17 protein-coding genes are annotated in these 19095 nt (G+C 62.0%); 3 read left to right on the top strand and 14 right to left on the bottom strand.

From position 1 onward, the window contains the following. Positions 1–76 precede the first annotated feature (76 nt). The 14 genes from rpoS to rlmD all read right to left on the bottom strand — a co-directional run bounded on the left by rpoS (position 77) and on the right by rlmD (position 14701). Complete coding sequence (rpoS, locus tag BN1119_RS06210) at positions 77–1054, bottom strand: RNA polymerase sigma factor RpoS (protein WP_041995364.1); 978 nt, start codon at positions 1052–1054, stop codon at positions 77–79. Between the two features lie 46 nt (positions 1055–1100). Then, the gene (locus BN1119_RS06205) at positions 1101–2162 is read right to left on the bottom strand and encodes a peptidoglycan DD-metalloendopeptidase family protein (RefSeq protein WP_041995362.1); all 1062 of its coding nucleotides are present in this window, start codon (positions 2160–2162) and stop codon (positions 1101–1103) included. 10 nt (positions 2163–2172) lie between these two features. Beyond that, a complete protein-coding gene (locus BN1119_RS06200; protein ID WP_041995360.1) occupies positions 2173–2754 on the bottom strand; it encodes a YqaA family protein in 582 nt (193 codons plus the stop codon). Further along, positions 2751–3368 carry a protein-L-isoaspartate(D-aspartate) O-methyltransferase gene (locus BN1119_RS06195; protein ID WP_041995358.1) on the bottom strand — a complete coding sequence of 206 codons (618 nt, stop codon included), beginning with the start codon at positions 3366–3368 and terminating at the stop codon, positions 2751–2753. Before BN1119_RS06195 ends, BN1119_RS06200 begins: the two co-directional genes overlap by 4 nt. 4 nt (positions 3369–3372) lie before the next feature. Beyond that, complete coding sequence (surE, locus tag BN1119_RS06190; protein WP_041995356.1) at positions 3373–4119, bottom strand: 5'/3'-nucleotidase SurE; 747 nt, start codon at positions 4117–4119, stop codon at positions 3373–3375. A gap of 44 nt (positions 4120–4163) precedes the next feature. Continuing rightward, positions 4164–5234, bottom strand: coding sequence for a tRNA pseudouridine(13) synthase TruD (truD, locus tag BN1119_RS06185; RefSeq protein ID WP_041995354.1), 1071 nt, complete (start codon positions 5232–5234; stop codon positions 4164–4166). Beyond that, positions 5234–5710, bottom strand: a complete 477-nt coding sequence (gene ispF, locus BN1119_RS06180; protein WP_041995352.1) for a 2-C-methyl-D-erythritol 2,4-cyclodiphosphate synthase — start codon at positions 5708–5710, stop codon at positions 5234–5236. Before ispF ends, truD begins: the two co-directional genes overlap by 1 nt. Positions 5711–5789: 79 nt before the next feature. Continuing rightward, positions 5790–6503: a 2-C-methyl-D-erythritol 4-phosphate cytidylyltransferase gene (gene ispD / locus BN1119_RS06175; RefSeq protein WP_041995350.1), complete on the bottom strand. Its 714-nt coding sequence runs from the start codon at positions 6501–6503 to the stop codon at positions 5790–5792. Next, positions 6496–6804, bottom strand: a complete 309-nt coding sequence (gene ftsB, locus BN1119_RS06170; RefSeq protein WP_041995347.1) for a cell division protein FtsB — start codon at positions 6802–6804, stop codon at positions 6496–6498. Before ftsB ends, ispD begins: the two co-directional genes overlap by 8 nt. A 167-nt stretch (positions 6805–6971) precedes the next feature. Beyond that, positions 6972–8273, bottom strand: a complete 1302-nt coding sequence (eno, locus tag BN1119_RS06165) for a phosphopyruvate hydratase (protein ID WP_041995345.1) — start codon at positions 8271–8273, stop codon at positions 6972–6974. A gap of 89 nt (positions 8274–8362) precedes the next feature. Next, positions 8363–10000 (bottom strand): glutamine hydrolyzing CTP synthase, encoded by a 1638-nt coding sequence (gene pyrG / locus BN1119_RS06160; RefSeq protein ID WP_041995343.1) that lies wholly within the window; start codon positions 9998–10000, stop codon positions 8363–8365. 141 nt (positions 10001–10141) lie between these two features. Further along, entirely contained in the window at positions 10142–10939 is a 798-nt protein-coding gene (gene mazG, locus BN1119_RS06155) for a nucleoside triphosphate pyrophosphohydrolase (protein ID WP_041995341.1), read from the bottom strand. Between the two features lie 79 nt (positions 10940–11018). After that, a complete protein-coding gene (gene relA / locus BN1119_RS06150) occupies positions 11019–13226 on the bottom strand; it encodes a GTP diphosphokinase (RefSeq protein ID WP_041995340.1) in 2208 nt (735 codons plus the stop codon). Between the two features lie 152 nt (positions 13227–13378). Further along, positions 13379–14701 (bottom strand): 23S rRNA (uracil(1939)-C(5))-methyltransferase RlmD, encoded by a 1323-nt coding sequence (rlmD, locus tag BN1119_RS06145; protein ID WP_041995338.1) that lies wholly within the window; start codon positions 14699–14701, stop codon positions 13379–13381. A gap of 153 nt (positions 14702–14854) precedes the next feature. Between rlmD and barA the strand changes: the two genes are divergently transcribed. The 3 genes from barA (at position 14855) to BN1119_RS06130 (ending at position 19034) form a co-directional block, all read left to right on the top strand. Next, positions 14855–17563 carry a two-component sensor histidine kinase BarA gene (barA, locus tag BN1119_RS06140; RefSeq protein ID WP_041995336.1) on the top strand — a complete coding sequence of 903 codons (2709 nt, stop codon included), beginning with the start codon at positions 14855–14857 and terminating at the stop codon, positions 17561–17563. Between the two features lie 79 nt (positions 17564–17642). Further along, positions 17643–18122 carry a YehS family protein gene (locus tag BN1119_RS06135; RefSeq protein ID WP_041995334.1) on the top strand — a complete coding sequence of 160 codons (480 nt, stop codon included), beginning with the start codon at positions 17643–17645 and terminating at the stop codon, positions 18120–18122. Between the two features lie 3 nt (positions 18123–18125). Further along, a complete protein-coding gene (locus BN1119_RS06130; protein ID WP_084205319.1) occupies positions 18126–19034 on the top strand; it encodes a peptidoglycan recognition protein family protein in 909 nt (302 codons plus the stop codon). Positions 19035–19095: the final 61 nt, after the last annotated feature.

Genomic DNA, 19095 nt, shown 5'->3' with positions numbered 1-19095 from the left:
GGCCCGCGGGCCCCTTCTTGCATCCGCCCATCTGACGATGGCAACGGCACAGCATAGTCCTGTTACGGTGCAAGCATCAGCTGCTGCGAAACAGGGCCTCGATGGAGAGCCCCTGGCCCACCATGATTTCCCGCAGACGACGCAGCCCCTCGACCTGGATCTGGCGTACCCGCTCCCGGGTCAGGCCTATCTCTGCACCGACATCTTCCAGGGTGGCGGGCTCGTAGCCAAGCAAGCCGAAACGACGTGCCAGCACCTCGCGCTGCTTGGGATTGAGCTCCTCCAGCCAGTGGACAATGCTGCTGCGCATGTCATCTTCCTGAGACTCCAGCTCGGGGCCCATGCCGCGCTCGTCCGAGAGCACATCCAGCAGGGCCTTGTCGCGATCGCCCCCGATCGGCGTATCGACCGAGGTGATCTTCTCGTTGAGCTTGAGCATGCGGTTGACGTCATCGACCGAACGATCCAGCGCGAAGGCGATGTCTTCGGCGGTCGGCTCATGGTCGAGGCGATGGGACAATTCACGGGCGGTACGCAGGTAAACGTTGAGTTCCTTGACCACGTGAATGGGCAGGCGAATGGTACGCGTCTGATTCATGATGGCTCGCTCTATGGTCTGGCGGATCCACCAGGTCGCATAGGTCGAGAAGCGAAACCCTCGTTCCGGGTCGAACTTTTCCACGGCGCGGATGAGGCCGAGGTTACCCTCTTCAATCAAATCGAGCAGCACCAGACCGCGATTGTTGTAGCGTCTGGCAATCTTGACCACGAGACGCAGATTGGATTCAATCATGCGCTTGCGTGCCGCCTTGTCGCCACGCAGGGCGCGGCGGGCGTAGTAGACCTCTTCCTCGGCGGTGAGCAAGGGAGAGAATCCTATCTCTCCCAGATAGAGCTGGGTCGCATCCATCACCTTGTGCAGATCCGGTGCCAACAGCTCCTCGGAGATGACCTCCTCGGGCTCGGCTGCGACCGCCTCGACTACCTCCGCCTCTTCAACCTCCAGTTCCTCATCGAACTCTGCATCCTGCATAACCAGTTCTTCTTGGCTCATGGTGTGTCTCCCTGACCTGAACCAGAGTTAGCACTACGCTCTGGGGTTAACGCTTTGGCAAGTATCCCATGGGATTGATTGACTTGCCTCGGTACCGGATTTCAAAGTGCAAGCGCACATCCGGCGCATCCGTGCTTCCCATATCGGCAATGACGGCTCCTCCCTTGACCACATCCCCTTCCCGTACCCGCAGCGCATCGTTGTGCGCATAGGCCGAGAGGTAATCGTCGTCATGTTTGAGGATCACGAGCTTGCCGTAGCCTCTCAAGGCACTTCCGGCATAGACCACTTTACCGCCGCTGGCCGCGTAGACGGGTTGCCCCTTGGTACCAGCTATGTCTATGCCCTTGTTCCCCTGCTCCGCAACAGAGAAGCCTTCCACAATGCGGCCCTTTGCGGGCCAATGCCAGGCGAGGTGCGATGAGGAGGCATTGTTATTGTTCTGTATGACACTGTTGTTATTTTGTACTGCCGTGCCAGCGTATGCTTTTGACGCAGGCTGGGCAACGCTTTTATTGGTGACGAACGCACTGGTCGTACCTGAACTGGCCGTGGTCAGGGGGCGGCTGGTCGACGCCGTCACCATAGGCATGCTGGTCGCGGCCGCCCCGCCCACATTGAGGGTCTGGCCCACATTCAGGTTGTAGGGGGCGCTCAGATTGTTGCGCTGAGCCAGGGTCTGATTGGACACGCCAAACTGGCGACCAATGCTGCTCAGGGTATCACCACGGCGGACCTGATAGGTACGGGCGGCCCCGCTGCTCATGCTGCTGGCGCTGATCGGCGCCATGGCAGCGCCCCCGTCCAGGCGCAACACCTGACCAGGGTAGATCCCGTAGGGGGGGCTGATGCCATTGAGCCTGGCCAGGGAGGGCACATCGTTGCCCGAGTTGAAGGCGATGGAGTAGAGGGTATCGCCGCGCTTGACCGTGTAGCTGCGTCCCTGGATGCTCGGCTTGCTCGCACCACTCTGCCGGCTTGGCACACCACGGACGAAACCATCATTGGACAGGCCCTGCACCGGGGCCGGCGTCGTGCTGGAGGAACAGGCCGCCAGCAAACCGGATAAGAGGGTGGCGGCGCACCCTCGCCATATGTGCCCATTCATAGAGACATCCTCAACGACTAAACCAGAAATAGGCAGCCACGGCCAGGACGATACAGATCCATCCGAGCACATCCACATAGTGCATCAGCTTGCGCTCCATCTTCTCCCCTCCCCAGCGCATCAGACCCGCCACCAGGAAGAAGCGCATGCCCCGCCCTATGATGGAGGTCACGATGAAGGGAAGGAGCGCCATATGGAGCAAACCTGCCGTGACGGTAAAGACCTTGTAGGGGATGGGGGTGAAGCTGGCGATGAAAATCACCCAGATGCCCCATTGCTCGAACCAGTGCTGGGCCAGGGCTATCTTGTCCTCATAGCCGACGGAGACCACCAGGGGTTGCACCACCGGCTCCCAGAGCGCATAGCCCAGACCATAACCGACCACGGCCCCCAGCACGGAGAACAGGGTCGCCAGGGTCGCATAACGCCAGGCCTTCTCCGGCTTGGCCAGCGCCATGGGCGCCAGCATGACATCGACCGGAATGGGCCAGAATACCGACTCGATGAAGGCGGTGATCGAGAGGTAATAGGGGGCATATTTATGGCGGGCCCACTGCATCACCAACACATACAGGCGAGAAAACAACTTCACTCAACATCTCCATCGACAAGGGGGACGAAACGCACCGGCTCCAGGACTCGACTGGTCAACTGGGAACCATTGCGCTCGATGAGTTGCAGGGTCTGATGACTGTCCCCCACGGGTAATATCATGCGGCCGCCATCGGCCAGTTGATCCGTCAGCGCGGTCGGTACTTCGCTTGCCGCCGCCGTGACCAGGATGGCATCGAAAGGACCCTTGCTGGGCCAGCCGAGCCAGCCGTTGCCGTGCTTGGCCGACACATTGTGCAGATCCAGCTGCCTGAGTCTGCGCCTGGCCTGGAATTGCAGTAATTTTATCCGCTCCACCGTATAGACCCGCTCCACCAGATTGGCGAGCACGGCGGTCTGATAGCCGGAGCCCGTGCCGATCTCCAGTACGTGGGCGGGATCGTTTTGCATCAGCAGCTCTGTCATCCGCGCCACTATGTAGGGCTGGGAGATGGTCTGACCCTGGCCGATGGGCAGGGCGGTATTGTCCCAGGCCTTGTGGGCCATGGCCTCATCCACGAACAGCTGACGCGGTACCTTGGCCAGGGCCGCGAGCACACGAAAATCGCTGATCCCCTGGGCGATGAGTTGATTTAAAAGGCGTTGCACTATCACACCTTCATCCCTGCAGATCCAGCCATGCCCCCAGACCCGCCAGACTGTCGTAGGCAGTCATATCTATGGTCAGAGGGGTAATGGAGACATATCCCTGCTCGATGGCAGCGAAATCCGTGCCCTCCCCCGCATCCTGCTGGGAGCCGGGCGGTCCTATCCAGTAGATGGGCTGACCCCGGGGATCCTCGGTGCGGATCACCGCCTCGGCCCGATGACGGTTGCCGAGCCGGGTGATCTTGATCCCCTTGATCTCGTCAAGAGGCAGGTCGGGCACATTGACGTTGAGGATCTGGTTGGCCGGCAGGGGAAACTGCATCAGGCCCTTCACCAGCTGCACCGCATAATGGGCCGCCGAGGCGAAATGGGTCTTGCCCACCAGGGAGATGGCGATGGAGGGGAAGCCGAGGTGGCGCCCCTCGGTCGCCGCGGCGACCGTGCCCGAATAGATGACATCATCCCCCAGGTTGGCGCCATGATTGATCCCCGCCACCACCATGTCGGGCTCAGGGCTCAGCAGCTCGTTGACCGCCAGGTGCACGCAGTCGGTCGGCGTGCCCTTGACCGAGTGATAGCCGGTTTGCGGGATGCGGCTGACCCGCAGCGGCACCTCCAGGGTCAGGGAGTGGCTCGCCCCGCTGCGGTTGCGATCCGGCGCCACCACCGTCACCTCGCCACAGGCGCGCAGCGCCTCGCTCAAGGCGTGGATCCCCTCGGCATGCACGCCGTCGTCATTACTCACCAGAATGCGCATCTATGCCCTTCCTGAAACCATAAACAAGGCTGCCTGCTGCATCGTCATGACTGCGCAGGTTGCAGATCATTGCCATCCGCCTGACCCTTGAAGCCATGGTCGGCCTCTTCGGCCAGCATCAGCTCGCGTACCAGGCTGGTGGCAAACGCCCCGGCCGGCAGGAAGAACGACAGGGTCAGCGCCGCATCATCCAGCTGCCAGCTCATCTGCTCCGGCTTGAGCAGCAGCGGACGCCTGTCCTGATCCAGCCCGGCCTTCTCCAGCCCCTCGCACCACTCGCCGTAAGGGGCCAGCACCCCTTGTTCGAACTCGGCGGCGGCGCCCTGGCTCGCCAGTCGGCCACGGCCCCACTGGGGGGCGGTGAGCTGCACGTCGCCGGAGGCGAGCCGCGCCTCCAGCTCGGGGGTCACACTCTCTTCGCTGAAGATGGAGTGGCTGCCCCTCAGCATCAGGCAGTCGCCGGCCAGCAGCTGGCTGGCCAGCCCCTGCTCGATGCGGGCGCTGACGATGGCGTTGAACAACATGCTGCGGGCGGCGGAGAGATAGAGGGAGCGCTTGTTGCGATCCTTGATGCGCTTGCCGGCGAACATCGCCTTGGCCGCCTCCAGGTTGTTGCCGCCGCGGCCAAAGCGCTGCTCGCCATAGTAGTTCGGCACCCCCTGGGTGGCGATGGCCTGCAGCCGGGCCTCCAGCCCCTCGGACTGTTCGAGCCCGGTGAGGCGCAGGCGGAAGTGGTTGCCCTTGAGATAACCGACCCGCAGCTTCTTGTTGTGGCGTCTGGTCTGCAGGACCTGGATGCTGTCGCTCTCGATGACCGACAGATCCGGTTCACCCTTGCCCGGCAGGTGGATCCCGAACCACTGTTCAGTCACCGCGTGGCGATCTTTGAGCCCAGCCCAGGTCACCGCATTGCGGGCAACCCCGGCCGCATCGGCCAGCAAGCCGGCGACCCAGGCGGTATTCTCGCCGGTTTTGCGCACCCGGACGAAGATATGCTCCCCCTCGCCGCAGGGTTCGAAGCCCAGATCCTCGACCACCATGAAATCAGCGGCCTCGGCCTTGAGGATGCCACGGGCGGTGGGGGCGCCGTGCAGGTATGCGAGTTGTTGCAGCATTATGTTCTTACCAATAAGACGACGGCTTCGGTGGCAATGCCTTCCTTGCGCCCCGTAAACCCGAGTTGTTCTGTGGTGGTCGCCTTGACGTTCACCCGGTTCAAATCACATTGCAGATCGGTGGCCAGTACCGCGCACATGGCATCGATATGGGGCGCCATCTTGGGGGCCTGGGCTATGATGGTCACGTCCAGGTTGCCGATGGCGTAGCCCGCCTCTTGTACTCGGGCAAACACGTCCCGCAGCAGGATCCGGCTGTCGATATCCTTGAATTGCGCGGCAGTATCGGGGAAATGGCGGCCGATGTCACCGGCCCCTATGGCCCCGAGCAGGGCATCGCTCACCGCATGCAGCACCACATCCCCATCGGAGTGGGCCAGCAGTCCCTGTTCGTAGGGAACAGCGACCCCACCCAGCATACAGGGGCCCACGCCCCCGAACTTGTGCACGTCAAAACCATGTCCAATTCGCATCATGCCTGATCCCCCCTCAATACACAGAAATCTGTCTCATCAAAATCATGTCCAATGCGGATCATGCGGGCCCCTCTGCGGGTCAATCGGGTCGCGCCTGCTGGCGCGCACTCTGTTGCTGTAAAAAGAGCTCGGCCAGGGAGAGATCTTCCGGGCGGGTCACCTTGATGTTGTCGGCACGCCCCTCCACCATCTTCACGGTAAAACCGGCGCGCTCCATGGCGGAGGCTTCGTCCGTGATGAGGGCGCCCAGGGCCAGTCCCTCTTCCAGCGCCCGCTTCAGGGTGCCGGTGGGAAACATCTGCGGCGTCAGGGCATGCCACAAGCCGTCGCGATCGACGGTCGCCACTATGTTGCCTGCCCCGTCGGTGCGTTTCATGGTGTCGCGCACCCGGCTGCCGAGGATGGCGCCGCCACTGCCCATGGCGGCGGCGATCAACTCATCGAGGTCGCCATGGGTCAGGCAGGGGCGCGCCGCATCATGGACCAGCACCCACGGTCCCGTCGTCACATGAAGGGCGTTGAGCACAGAGTAAGCGCGCTCCGCGCCGCCCTGAACCCGCAGGATACGCGGATCCCTCGCCACGGACAGGGTCTCGAACCAGGTATCATTAGGCGCCAGTGCGACTATGACCTGGGCAATGGCCGAGTGGCTCAGAAGAGCGTCCAGGGTGTGTTCCAAAATCGTCTTGCCTGCCAACGGCAGGTACTGCTTGGGGCAGGAGGCTCCCATGCGGCTGCCGATGCCGGCGGCAGGCACCACGGCCGTCAGACCCGGTGAGGCGGCTTCACTCATCCGTGTCACCGTCGGCAGGCTCATCCTGCTTATTCGGGATGATCCGGTAGAAGGTCTCCCCCTGCTTGATATAACCGAGATCGTTGCGCGCCAGCTCTTCGATCGCCTCAAGGCCGGATGTCAGATCGTCTATCTCGCGGTAAATCAAATTATTACGTTCCTTGAGCGCCTGATTGTCCTGCTCTTGCCGAGCAATGGCATCGGACCTCTCTTGGTAATCGGACAGGCCGTTTTTCCCCAGCCAGAGGTGGTATTGCAGGCCTCCCAGCAGGAGGAACAGGATCAGGGTGAATAGCCGCATGCACTAGGTCTCCATCAAGCGGCTTAGTTTCCCATATTCGCGGGAAAGACAAAAGAAAGCAGACACATCCGCGCACCGACCGGCACAGAAAAGCCGTGCGGTGCCCCCGGGAATGAAAAAACCCCGCCGAGGTGGCGGGGTTTTGAGCGGTGGAAGGACGGCTGGAATTACGCCTGGCCTTTCACTTCTTTCAGGCCGTTGAACGGCGCCTTGGCACCCAGGGCTTCTTCGATACGGATCAGCTGGTTGTACTTGGCGACACGGTCAGAGCGGCTCATGGAACCGGTCTTGATCTGGCCAGCAGCGGTACCCACAGCCAGGTCGGCGATGGTGGCGTCTTCGGTCTCACCGGAGCGGTGGGAGATGACGGCGGTGTAGCCGGCGTCCTTGGCCATCTTGATGGCAGCCAGGGTTTCGGTCAGGGAACCGATCTGGTTGAACTTGATCAGGATGGAGTTGGCGATGCCGTTGTCGATACCGCGCTTGAGGATCTTGGTGTTGGTTACGAACAGGTCGTCACCCACGATCTGGATCTTCTTGCCCAGCTCGGCAGTCTGGTAGGCGAAGCCTTCCCAGTCAGATTCGTCCAGGCCATCTTCGATGGAGACGATCGGGAACTTGGTGGTCAGGTCGGCCAGGAAGTCGGTGAAACCGTTGGAGGTGAAGATGCGACCTTCGCCTTTCAGGTTGTACTCTTTCTTCTCGGCGTCGTAGAACTCGGACGCGGCGCAGTCCATGGCCAGGGTGATGTCGGTGCCCAGCTTGTAACCGGCAGCGGCAACGGCCTCGGCGATCACTTCCAGCGCTTCGGCGTTGGATTTCAGGTTGGGAGCGAAGCCACCCTCATCACCGACGGCAGTGTTGTAGCCCTTGGACTTCAGCACCTTGGCCAGGTTGTGGAACACTTCGGCGCCCATGCGGACGGCTTCTTTCAGGGTCTTGGCGCCAACCGGCTGGATCATGAACTCCTGGATGTCGACGTTGTTGTCGGCGTGCTCACCACCGTTGATGATGTTCATCATGGGCAGCGGCATGGAGTAGACACCCGGGGTGCCGTTCAGCTCGGCGATGTGAGCGTACAGCGGCAGGCCTTTGGCAGCAGCGGCGGCTTTGGCGTTGGCCAGGGACACGGCCAGGATGGCGTTGGCGCCAAACTTGGATTTGTTCTCGGTGCCGTCGAGGTCGATCATGATCTGGTCGATAGCGGCCTGGTCCTTGGCATCTTTACCCAGCAGAGCCTGAGCGATCGGGCCGTTGACGGCTTCGAGGGCTTTGAGCACGCCTTTACCCAGGAAACGACTCTTGTCGCCGTCACGCAGTTCCAGCGCTTCGCGGGAACCGGTGGACGCGCCAGACGGAGCGGCTGCCATACCAACAAAACCACCTTCCAGGTGAACTTCGGCCTCAACGGTCGGGTTACCACGGGAGTCGATGATTTCACGACCGATCACTTTAACGATCTTGGACATGTGTATTTCCTCAGGTTTCGTAAAAAAACAACAAAAATATGCCAAAAAAAGCGGCTGTGGCCCAGAGCCCCAACCGCATTTATTTTCAATTACTTCAGATTACGCTTCTGATACTCGCCCGCCGCCTTCACAAAACCGGCGAACAGGGCGTGGCCATCACGGGGAGTCGAGGTGAACTCCGGGTGGAACTGCGCGGCCACGAACCAGGGGTGATCCGGGATCTCGATGATTTCCACCAACTTCTTGTCGGCGGAGAGACCGGTCACCTTCAGACCTGCCGCCTCGATCTGCGGCAGCAGCTTGTTGTTCACTTCATAGCGATGACGGTGGCGCTCGTAAATGGTCGGGCTGCCGTACATCTGACGCACCTTGGAATCGTCGACCAGGTGGCAGAGCTGGGAACCCAGGCGCATGGTGCCGCCCAGATCGGACTTCTCGGTCCGGGTCTCCACGTTGCCTTCTTCATCCACCCACTCGGTGATGAGGCCGACCACAGGATAGGTGCAGTCTTTCTTGAATTCGGAGGAGTGAGCCCCTTCCAGACCCGCCACGTTGCGAGCGAACTCGATCAACGCCACCTGCATGCCGAGACAGATGCCGAGGTAGGGGATCTTGTTCTCGCGGGCATAACGGGCCGCCAGGATCTTGCCTTCCACGCCACGCTCGCCGAAGCCACCCGGGACCAGGATGGCATCCAGCCCTTCCAGCAGCTCTTCACCGCGGGTTTCGATGTCCTGGGAATCGATGTACTTGATGTGGACGGAGAGACGATTCTTCAGGCCGCCGTGCTTGAGCGCCTCGTTGACGGACTTGTAGGCATCCGGCAGGGAGACATACTTGCCCACCATGCCGATGGTCACTTCCGCAGTCGGGTTGGCCTCTTCATAGATGACCTGTTCCCACTCGGACAAGTCCGCTTCCTTGCACTCCAGACCGAAGCGCTCGATGAAGTAGGTGTCCAGGTTCTGGGACTTGAGCAGGGCCGGGATCTTGTAGATGGAGTCGACGTCTTTCATGGAGATGACGGCGCGCTCTGGCACGTTGCAGAACAGGGCGATCTTGGCGCGCTCAACGGCCGGGATGGCGCGATCGGAGCGGCAGATCAGCACATCCGGCTGGATACCGATGGAGAGCAGCTCCTTGACGGAGTGCTGGGTCGGCTTGGTCTTCACCTCGCCGGCGGCGGCCAGGTAGGGAACCAGGGTCAGGTGCATGAACATGGCGTTGTTGCGACCCACTTCCGCGGCCAGCTGGCGCAGGGCCTCGAGGAACGGCAGGGACTCGATATCGCCCACGGTACCGCCCACTTCGACGATGGCCACCTGATGGCCCTCGGCACCGGCGATCACCCGCTCCTTGATGGCGTTGGTGATGTGGGGGATCACCTGGATGGTGGCACCCAGGTAGTCACCACGACGCTCCTTGCGCAGCACGTCGGCGTAGATGCGGCCGGTGGTGAAGTTGTTGCGGCGGGTCATCTTGGTACGGATGAAGCGCTCGTAGTGGCCCAGATCCAGATCGGTCTCGGCCCCGTCCTCGGTCACGAATACTTCACCGTGCTGGGTCGGGCTCATGGTGCCCGGATCCACGTTGATATAGGGGTCCAGTTTCATGATGGTCACATCCAGACCACGGGCTTCCAGAATGGCTGCCAGAGAAGCTGCGGCAATGCCTTTGCCGAGGGATGAAACAACGCCACCAGTTACAAAAATATATTTTGTCGTCATGCTGAACCTGAAAGAAGTTTAGGGATTTTTAAGGGGTGCTTCGGGGATGAAGCAGGACGGGGAAACAGTATACCAAAACCCCCTCTCCCAAACAATGAACAAAAATCTATCAGGCCCGCACGCCAGGCGCCTTGCGCCAAATCAACTTTGCTCGGTTTGCTTGGCTCTGTCCCAGGCCCCATCGAGTTTTTCCAGGGAACAGTCGGTCATCTTGAGCCCTTCGGCGGCGATAAACTGCTCAACCTGACGAAAGCGGCGCTCGAACTTGGCATTGGCGCCCCGCAGCACCTGCTCCGGATCCTTGCCCAGATGGCGCACCAGGTTGACGGTGGCAAACAGCAGATCGCCGAGCTCGTCACTCACCCGCGCCTCGTCCACATCGGCCATCAGCGCCTCTTCCATCACCTCGTCCAGCTCTTCGTGGATCTTGTCCACCACAGGGCCGAGCGTCTTCCAGTCGAAACCGACGCTGGCGCAGCGCTTCTGGATCTTGGCGGCCCGGGTCAGGGCGGGCAGCGAGAGAGGGATATCGTCCAGCACACTCTCTTTGTCGCGCGCCGCCCGCTCCTTGGCTTTCTCTGCCTCCCAGTTCGCTTTCACCGCCTGCTCGTCGCCAAGATCGGCATCGGAGAAGACGTGGGGGTGGCGGCGGATCAGCTTCTCGCTCACCGCATCGACGATGTCGGCGAAATCAAACAGCCCCTGCTCCTTGCCGATCTGGGCGTAGAAGACCACCTGGAACAGCAGATCCCCGAGCTCCCCCTTCAAACCTTGCCAATCTTCGGTCTCGATGGCGTCGGCCACCTCATAGGCTTCTTCGAGGGTGTGGGGCACTATGGTCTGGAAACTCTGCTTGAGATCCCAGGGGCAACCCCCTTGCGGATCCCGCAGGCGAGCCATGATTTCGAGCAATTGTGGGAGGTCGTAACGTTGGGACATGGGATCTTCGCTTTCGATTCGTTCAAGAAGGTTCATAAAGAACAACCGGCCACAGGGGCCGGTCACTTTTTATCAGCGATCAGAGGCGCTTGGCGCTGATCACGTCGTTGAGCTGGCTGAGCTTGGCCAGGGCCCGATTGAAGGCATTGATGTTGTAGATCTCCAGCTCCATGTCGATCTCGGCGGTCTGATCCTTGACGTTGGAGCGCGAGCGCACCCCCATGACGTTGATCTTCTCGTTGGCGAGCACTGTGGTGATGTCTCGCAGCAGACCGGATCTGTCATTGGAGAGGATGCGGATGGTGAGGCCATAGCCGCCGGAGTAGTTCTCCCCCCACACCGCATCGATCAGTCGTTCCGGGTTGCGACGGGACAGCTCCTTGAGCTGCTCGCAGTCGTCCCTGTGGATGGAGACGCCACGCCCCATGGTGATGAAGCCCTGGATGGCATCCCCCGGGATCGGCTGGCAGCAGCGGGCGATGTGGGTCATCAGGTTGCCCACCCCTTCCACCACGATGTGATCCTTGGGCTTGGGTCGGAACGGCGTATTGGCCTTCTGCTCCAGCTTCGCCAGCAGGCGGCGATCTTCCTCCTCCGCCGTCGGCTTGTTGTAGCGGGTGTCAAGGTAGTTGAGCAGCTGGTTGATGCGGATGTCGCCGCTGCCGATCCCCGCCAGCAGATCGTCGAGCTCCTCGGCATTGAATCGCTCCAGCACCACCTTGTCCACCTTGGAGAGGGTGAGATTGTGTCTGTCCAGCTCCTTGTCGAGCAGCTCCTTGCCGGCGGCGACATTCTTGTCCCGATCCAGCTTGCGAAACCAGGTGGCGACCTTGGCACGGGCACGGCTGGAACGCAGGAAACCGGCATTCGGGTTCATCCAGTCGCGGCTCGGGTTCGGCTCCTTCTGGGTGATCACCTCCACCTGATCACCGGTCTGCAGCGTATAGGTGAAGGGCACGATGCGGCCATCTATCTTGGTGCCGATGCAGCGGTGGCCGATCATGCTGTGGACGTGATAGGCAAAATCGAGGGGTGTCGCGCCGGCGGGCAGGTCGATGACATCCCCCTTAGGAGTGAACACATAGACCCGCTCCTCGAACACCTGGCTGCGCAGATCCTCGAGCAGGGAGCCGCTCTCGGAGAGATCTTCCTGCCAGGCGAGCAGCTTGCGCAGCCACTCGATCTTGTCTTCGAAATTGGTGGTCTTGCTGGCCTGGGCCCCTTCCTTGTAGCGCCAGTGGGCGGCGACGCCGAGCTCGGCATCCTGGTGCATCTGGTCGGTACGGATCTGGATCTCCACCGCCTTGCCCTCGTTGCCCACCACCACGGTATGGATGGATTGATAACCGTTGGGCTTGGGGTTGGCGACATAGTCGTCAAACTCGCGGGGAATGTGGTGGAAATGGGTGTGAACTATACCGAGCGCCGCATAGCAGTCCTGCAGCCGCTTGGTGATGACCCGCACCGCGCGCACGTCGAACAGTTCGTTGAATTCGAGATGCTTCTTCTGCATCTTGCGCCAGATGCTGTAGATGTGTTTCGGGCGGCCGTAGACTTCCGCCTCGACACCGGCCTCGGCAAGGGCATCGCGCAGGGACTGCACGAACTCGCGGATATAGCGCTCCCGATCGAGTCGCTTCTCGTCGAGCTGTTTGGCAATCTGCTTGTAGGTCTCCGGGTGCAGGTAGCGAAAGGCCAGATCCTCGAGTTCCCACTTGAGCTGACCTATGCCGAGCCGGTTGGCCAAGGGCGCATAGATGTTGGTGATCTCCTGGGCCATCAGCACCCGGGTCTCCTCATCCGCCAGCTTGGCCTCCCGCAGGCAGGCGATCCGCTCCGCCAGCTTGATCACCACGGCGCGCACATCCTCCACCATGGCGAGCAACATGCGCCGCACATTGTCCACCTGCTCCGGGGAAGTTTCGCTGCGGTGCAAGGTCTGCAGGGAGCGGATGGCTTCCATCTCCAGCACCCCTTCCACCAGCTTGGCGATCTTGGAGCCAAAATCCTCCTCCATCCGGGCCGCCGGGATCAGGCCCGCCTCGACGAAGGGGTAGAGGATGGCCGCCTTGAGGGTGGCGACATCCATGTTGAGCATCATCAGGATGCCCACCATCTCCACACCGCGCACCAGCAGGCGGGAGGTGAGTGCTTCCTCCCCCTGGCTCACGCAATACTGGTATGCGGTTCGCAGCTGATCCTTTTCAGCCTCACCGAGGGAGAGGGAGCTGACCCACTCATCCAGGGTGAAGTTGTCTTTCAAGTGAATATCGCGAACCGCAACCATGGTATCAATCCTTAATTGTTGGGGCCCAGGCTAGCACCTGACCCCGCACTTTGACGAGACTCGCCTCAAATGGGGACGCAACAACCCGATTTCAAGCCGGCGTAGCTGGCCGACCACCGTTGTTCTCCCGGCGAGGCATCAGATTACTGCATTCATCCCAGCTCGAACAACGCCATGGATTCGAGATGACCGGTATGGGGGAACATGTCCAGCATGCCGAGGCGGCTGAGACGATAACCCCCCTCCACCAGCACCTTGCTGTCCCGGGCCAGGGTGACCGGATTGCAGGAAACGTAGACCACCCGCCTGGGGGAAAGTTTCACCACATGGTCCATCACCTCCAGCGCACCGGGTCGCGCGGGATCCAGCAGCACCAGATCGAACCCTTCCCGGGCCCAGGACATGCCGGCGATGTCGCCACTCAAATCCGCCTTGTAGAAGCGGGCATTGTCGATGCCATTGCGCTTTGCGTTCTGGCTGGCCCGAGCCACCATGGCAAGCTCCCCTTCCACCCCGACCACTTCACGGGCCTTGCGCGCCAGAGGCAGGGTGAAGTTGCCTATGCCGCAGAACAGATCCAGCACCTTGTCACCGGCACCGACGCCGAGCCAGTCGATGGCCTGGGCCACCATGGCCTGATTGATGCCGCCATTGATCTGGATGAAGTCAGCGGGAGCAAACGCAAGAGTCAGGCCATCCAACGAGTAAGCGGGCTCAAACTGCTGGCTCAGGGGCTCGATGCGCTCATCGGCCGCCTGCAGGTAGAGATCAATCCCCTGGGCCTGGGCAAACGCCACCAGCAGGGCGCGATCCGCCTCGTTGGGGCGACCGGTATGACGCAGCAGCATCAGGATCCCTTGCTCGGCCTGGATGAGCTCCGCATGGCCCAGCTCCCGCTGGCTCTTGAGGCGGTTGAGACACTCGCGCAGCGGCGTGATCAGGGCCGAGAGCGGATCGACCAGCACGGGGCAAGCCCCTATCTCCACCAGGTCGCTGGATTGACGACGACGAAAGCCGACCCGAGTGCAGCGGCCGTTCTTGTCAAACTTGATGGCCAGGCGACAGACTCGGCGATAGGCACGGGATTCCCCGCTCAGCACCGGAGCCAGGGCGGGCGCCTGGATGTTGCCAAGGCGCTCGAACAGACTGACCAGCCCGGCCTGCTTGGCCGTTTGCTGGTCGGCCTGGGACATGTGCTGGGCATTGCAACCACCACATTCGCGGTAATGGTCGCAGAAGGGAGGGATGCGGTTGTCGGCTGGCTGTACCACCTGCTGCAAGGCACCGTGGCCATAGTGCTTCTTGTCATCGACGATGCGAGCCTTGACCCGCTCGCCGGGCAGCGCCCCTTCGACGAAGATGGCCTTGCCCTGATGGCGGCCGATGCCGACACAGTGATGGTCCAGACTGTCTACCGTAAATTCAATGCGTTGGGGCTGGATGGATTTCTTTTGGGGCTTGAAAAACTGGGCCATAAAACTTGGTGCCTATAGGTGGCTATGTCATGATTGTGGAATCTGCAGCAGGCTATTGTCCCACAAGAATAATAGTATGACCAAATACGGCCTGAGAGCCCGCCCTCGCTCATTTACCCTATTGTCCTCCCTGCTCATCGGGGGGGCTCTCCAATGACCAAATACGGCCTGCGGGCTCGCGTGCTCGCCTTCACCATATTGCCGACCCTGATCATCGGCGGCCTGATGGCCGGTTATTTCACCTTCCACCGTTATCAGCAGCTGGAAAACAACCTCATCGATCAGGGGATCAACATCATAGAGCCCCTGGCGATCGCCAGCGAATACGGCATGACCCAGCACAGCCGTGAGTCGCTCAAGCGGCTGATCGGCCTGACCCATCGCAAGAACTCGCCGCTCATCAAGTCCATCGCCGTCTTCACCCAGGACAATCAGCTGTTCGTGACGTCCAACTACCATCGCGACTTCACCCGGCTGCGCTTGCCGGATGGCCGCCCCATCCCCGAGCTGACCAGCGTCAGCCGCTATGGCGACGACATCATACTGCGCACCCCGATCCAGGCAGAGACCAGTCTGGACGGCTTCCCGCTGCCCAGCGATCTCGACCCCCCGGTCATCGGCTACATCTCGATGCAGATGACCATGGACAGGGCCATGATACTGCAGTACCGAGACACCTTCTTCGCGGTGATCATGGTGCTGATCGGCATCGCCGTCAGCGCCCTGTTCGGCTTTCGCCTGGTCAAGAGCGTGACCCAGCCCATCACCGACATGGTGAAGGCGGTGCACAAGATCAGGGAGGGGCGGCTCGATACCCGGGTCAGCGGCCAGCTCACCGGCGAGCTGGACATGCTGAAAAACGGCATCAACGCCATGGCCAAGGCGTTGTCGGAATACCACGAGGAGATGCAGCAGAACATCGATCAGGCGACCTCGGATCTGCGGGAAACCCTCGAACAGATAGAGATCCAGAACGTCGAGCTCGACATGGCCAAGAAGCGGGCCCAGGAGGCGGCCAGGGTCAAATCCGAATTTCTGGCCAACATGTCCCACGAGCTGCGCACCCCGCTCAACGGTGTCATCGGTTTCACCCGCCAACTGCTCAAGACGGCGCTGACCCCGAGCCAGACCGACTACATGCAGACCATAGAGAAGTCGGCCCGCAACCTGCTCAGCATCATCAACGACATCCTCGACTTCTCCAAGCTGGAGGCGGGCAAGCTGCAGCTGGAGCACATCCCCTTCAGCCTGCGCGACACCCTCAACGAGACCATGCACCTGCTGGGACCGAGCGCCCACGACAAGCAGCTGGAGCTCTCATTACGGATCGATGCCGAGGTGCCGGATCACCTCACCGGCGATCCCATGCGCCTGCAGCAGGTGATCACCAACCTGGCCGGCAACGCCATCAAGTTCACCGAACAGGGCAATGTGGACGTCCACATCAGCCAGAGCGGCCCCCTGCACCAGGGCAAGTGCCGCCTCAATGTGCAGATCCGCGACACCGGCATCGGCATCTCGCCAGATCAGCAACGCCAGCTGTTCCAGGCCTTCAACCAGGCGGACTCCTCCATCTCCCGCCGCTACGGCGGCACAGGGCTTGGCCTGGTCATCACCCAGAAGCTGGTGCAGCAGATGGGCGGCCTCATCCGCTTCGAGTCCGAGCTCGGCCAGGGATCCGTGTTCACCTTCAGCCTGGACCTGGAGGTTTCCCTCCTGCCCCAGGCGGATCAGCTGCCGCTGGATCGCATCCGGGGTCGCCGGGTCTGGCTGCTGGAGCCGGATCCCTTCACCCGGGCGGCCCTCTGCGCCCTGCTGGAGGAGTGGCGGCTGGATGTCACCCTGGTCGAGCCCGATGCTCCCTGGCCCGCCATCGCCGACCAGGACATGGTGATCATCGGCAGCAGCCAGCGCCACGGTTCCGAATCCGTGCTGGCTCGGCTCGATGGCCTCAAGGGACGGCAGAATCGCATCGTGCTGCTCAGCAGTCACGAGCCTGCCCTGTATGAGGAAATGCACCAACATGGGGCCCTGCATTGTCTCTCCAAGCCCGTCAATCATCGCAAACTGCTGCACGCCCTGCTCTCCCCCGAGGCGACCAAGAACGAGCTGCTGCCCGCTCCCCAACCACGCCATATCGAAGACATACGGGTGCTGGCGGTGGACGACAATGCCGCCAACCTCAAGCTCATCGCCGCCATGCTCAAGGAGATGGTGAGCCAGGTGGTGGTGTGCAAGAACGGCAAGGAGGCGGTCCATCAGGCCCAGAGTCAGGGCTTTGACATCATCTTCATGGATATACAGATGCCCATCATGGATGGCATCAGCGCCACCCAGGCCATTCGCAGCCAGTCCCTCAACACCGAGACCCCCATAGTCGCGGTCACCGCCCATGCCATTCCGGGCGAGCGGGAGCGGCTGATCCGCCAGGGGATGGATGACTACCTGGCCAAACCCATCGACGAGGCCATGCTGGCCCAGCTCATCAAGGACTTCGCCCATCGCCGTCACCAGAGCAGCGGCCCCCAGCAGATAGACTGGACCCTGGCGGTGCGCCAGGCCGCCAGCAAGCCGGAACTGGCCCAGGAGATGCTGACCATGCTGCTCATCAGTTTCGACGAGGTGGACGCCCTGCTCGAGGCCGCCATCCGGGGCGAGGCCCCCTCCCAGGAGGTACTGGATCAGCTGCACCGCCTCAACGGCGGCTGCGCCTACTCGGGGGTGCCCGGCCTGCAGCGGCTGCTCTCCCAGCTGGAGCAGCAGCTGCGCGATGGTGTCGCCGTCGCCGAGCTCGAGCCCGAGCTGCTGGAGCTGCAGGACGCCATCGAACAGGTGCGGGCCGAGGCGCCCCGCTACCTTTAGCAAAGAGGCAGCAGGGCGGCGCTTTTTCTGACGCCATCCCCGCCAAGTGATACAGTTGCCCGCTTTTACAGGAGTCACCATGACCAACAACGATATACTGCGTCGCCTGCGCTACGCCCTCAACATCAGCAACGATCAGATGGTCGAGATGTTTGCCAAAGGCAATCTGACTGTCAGCCACGCCCAGCTGCACAGCTGGCTGATGAAGGAAGCCGAGGAAGGGGAAGAGCAGGAAGCGGGCTTTGCCGCCTGCCCGGACTCGGCCCTCAGCCAGTTCCTCGACGGCATGATCGCCGTGCGCCGCGGCGTGAAAGAAGACGCGCCGCCCCAGCAGATCCCCAACCGGATCAACAACAACCTCATCCTGAGGAAGCTGCGTATCGCCCTGAACTTCAAGGAAGAGGAGATGCTCGCCACCCTCAAGGCCGCCAATTTCAAGCTCTCCAAGTCCGAGCTGAGCGCCCTGTTTCGCGCCAAGGATCACAAGCATTACCAGGACTGCGGGGATCAGATCCTGCGCAACTTCCTGCTCGGCCTGACCGCACAACTGCGCGGCTGAGCCATGGCCGCGCCATCGCTCCTTCCCCTGCATCGGCCCCCAGGCCGAGTGGGGAGCGCGGCGCGGCGCCCCTCCCTTGCCTGGGCCCTGCTCCTGCTGGTCATCCTCGCCCTGCAGGGCTGCCAGCCCGCCAGTTACCGCCTCGATCACCGCCATCACAGTGCCAGCCAGGATGATCGCATCGCCTTCATCATCCTCCATTACACGGACGAGGATGACGCCAACTCCCTGCGCCTGCTGACCCGGGCCCGCCACAAGGTGAGCGCCCACTATCTGGTACCCCGCGAGCCCACCGTCTCCCCCCTGCCCGTCTATCAGCTGGTGCCGGACAGCCAGCGAGCCTGGCATGCGGGGCGCAGCCGCTGGCATCACCAGGCCGGGCTCAATGCCAGCTCCCTGGGCATAGAGATAGTCAACCTGGGCTACGATGCCCGGGAAGCGCACCTGGCCATCGATCGCCGTCACTGGCAGCCGTTCACCGAACCCCAGATCGCCGCCGTGGGGGCCCTGGTACGAGACCTCGTGGCCCGCTACCGGATAGCGCCGACCCAGGTGCTGGCCCACAGCGATGTGGCGCCGACCCGCAAGCTGGATCCCGGTCCCCGCTTCCCCTGGCGACGGCTCTACTTCGAGTACGGCGTCGGCGCCTGGCCCGATGAGTCCCGGGTTGCCGCCCTGCGCGCCGAGCTGGCGCGCTCCCCGTCCGCCCGCTGGGATGCCGGTCGCTGGCAGCAGGCCCTCGCCCGCTATGGCTATGATCTGCCCGCCACTGGCCTGTGGGATGCGCCGAGCCGGGATGCCCTGCGCGCCTTCCAGCTCCACTTTCGCCAGGAGCAGGTGGACAGCGAGCCCGATCCCGAGAGTCAGGCCATCCTCACCGCCCTGCTGGAAAAGTACTATCCGGCGCCCTGACCCCTATTGCGCGCCCAGGACGCCCCCAGCCTGAGGCGCCAAGTCTGCCAGACCCCACCAG

This window comes from Aeromonas bivalvium (genome assembly GCF_000819765.1).
Taxonomy (GTDB): domain Bacteria; phylum Pseudomonadota; class Gammaproteobacteria; order Enterobacterales; family Aeromonadaceae; genus Aeromonas; species Aeromonas bivalvium.
This window is presented reverse-complemented; position numbering and strand designations above follow the sequence as displayed.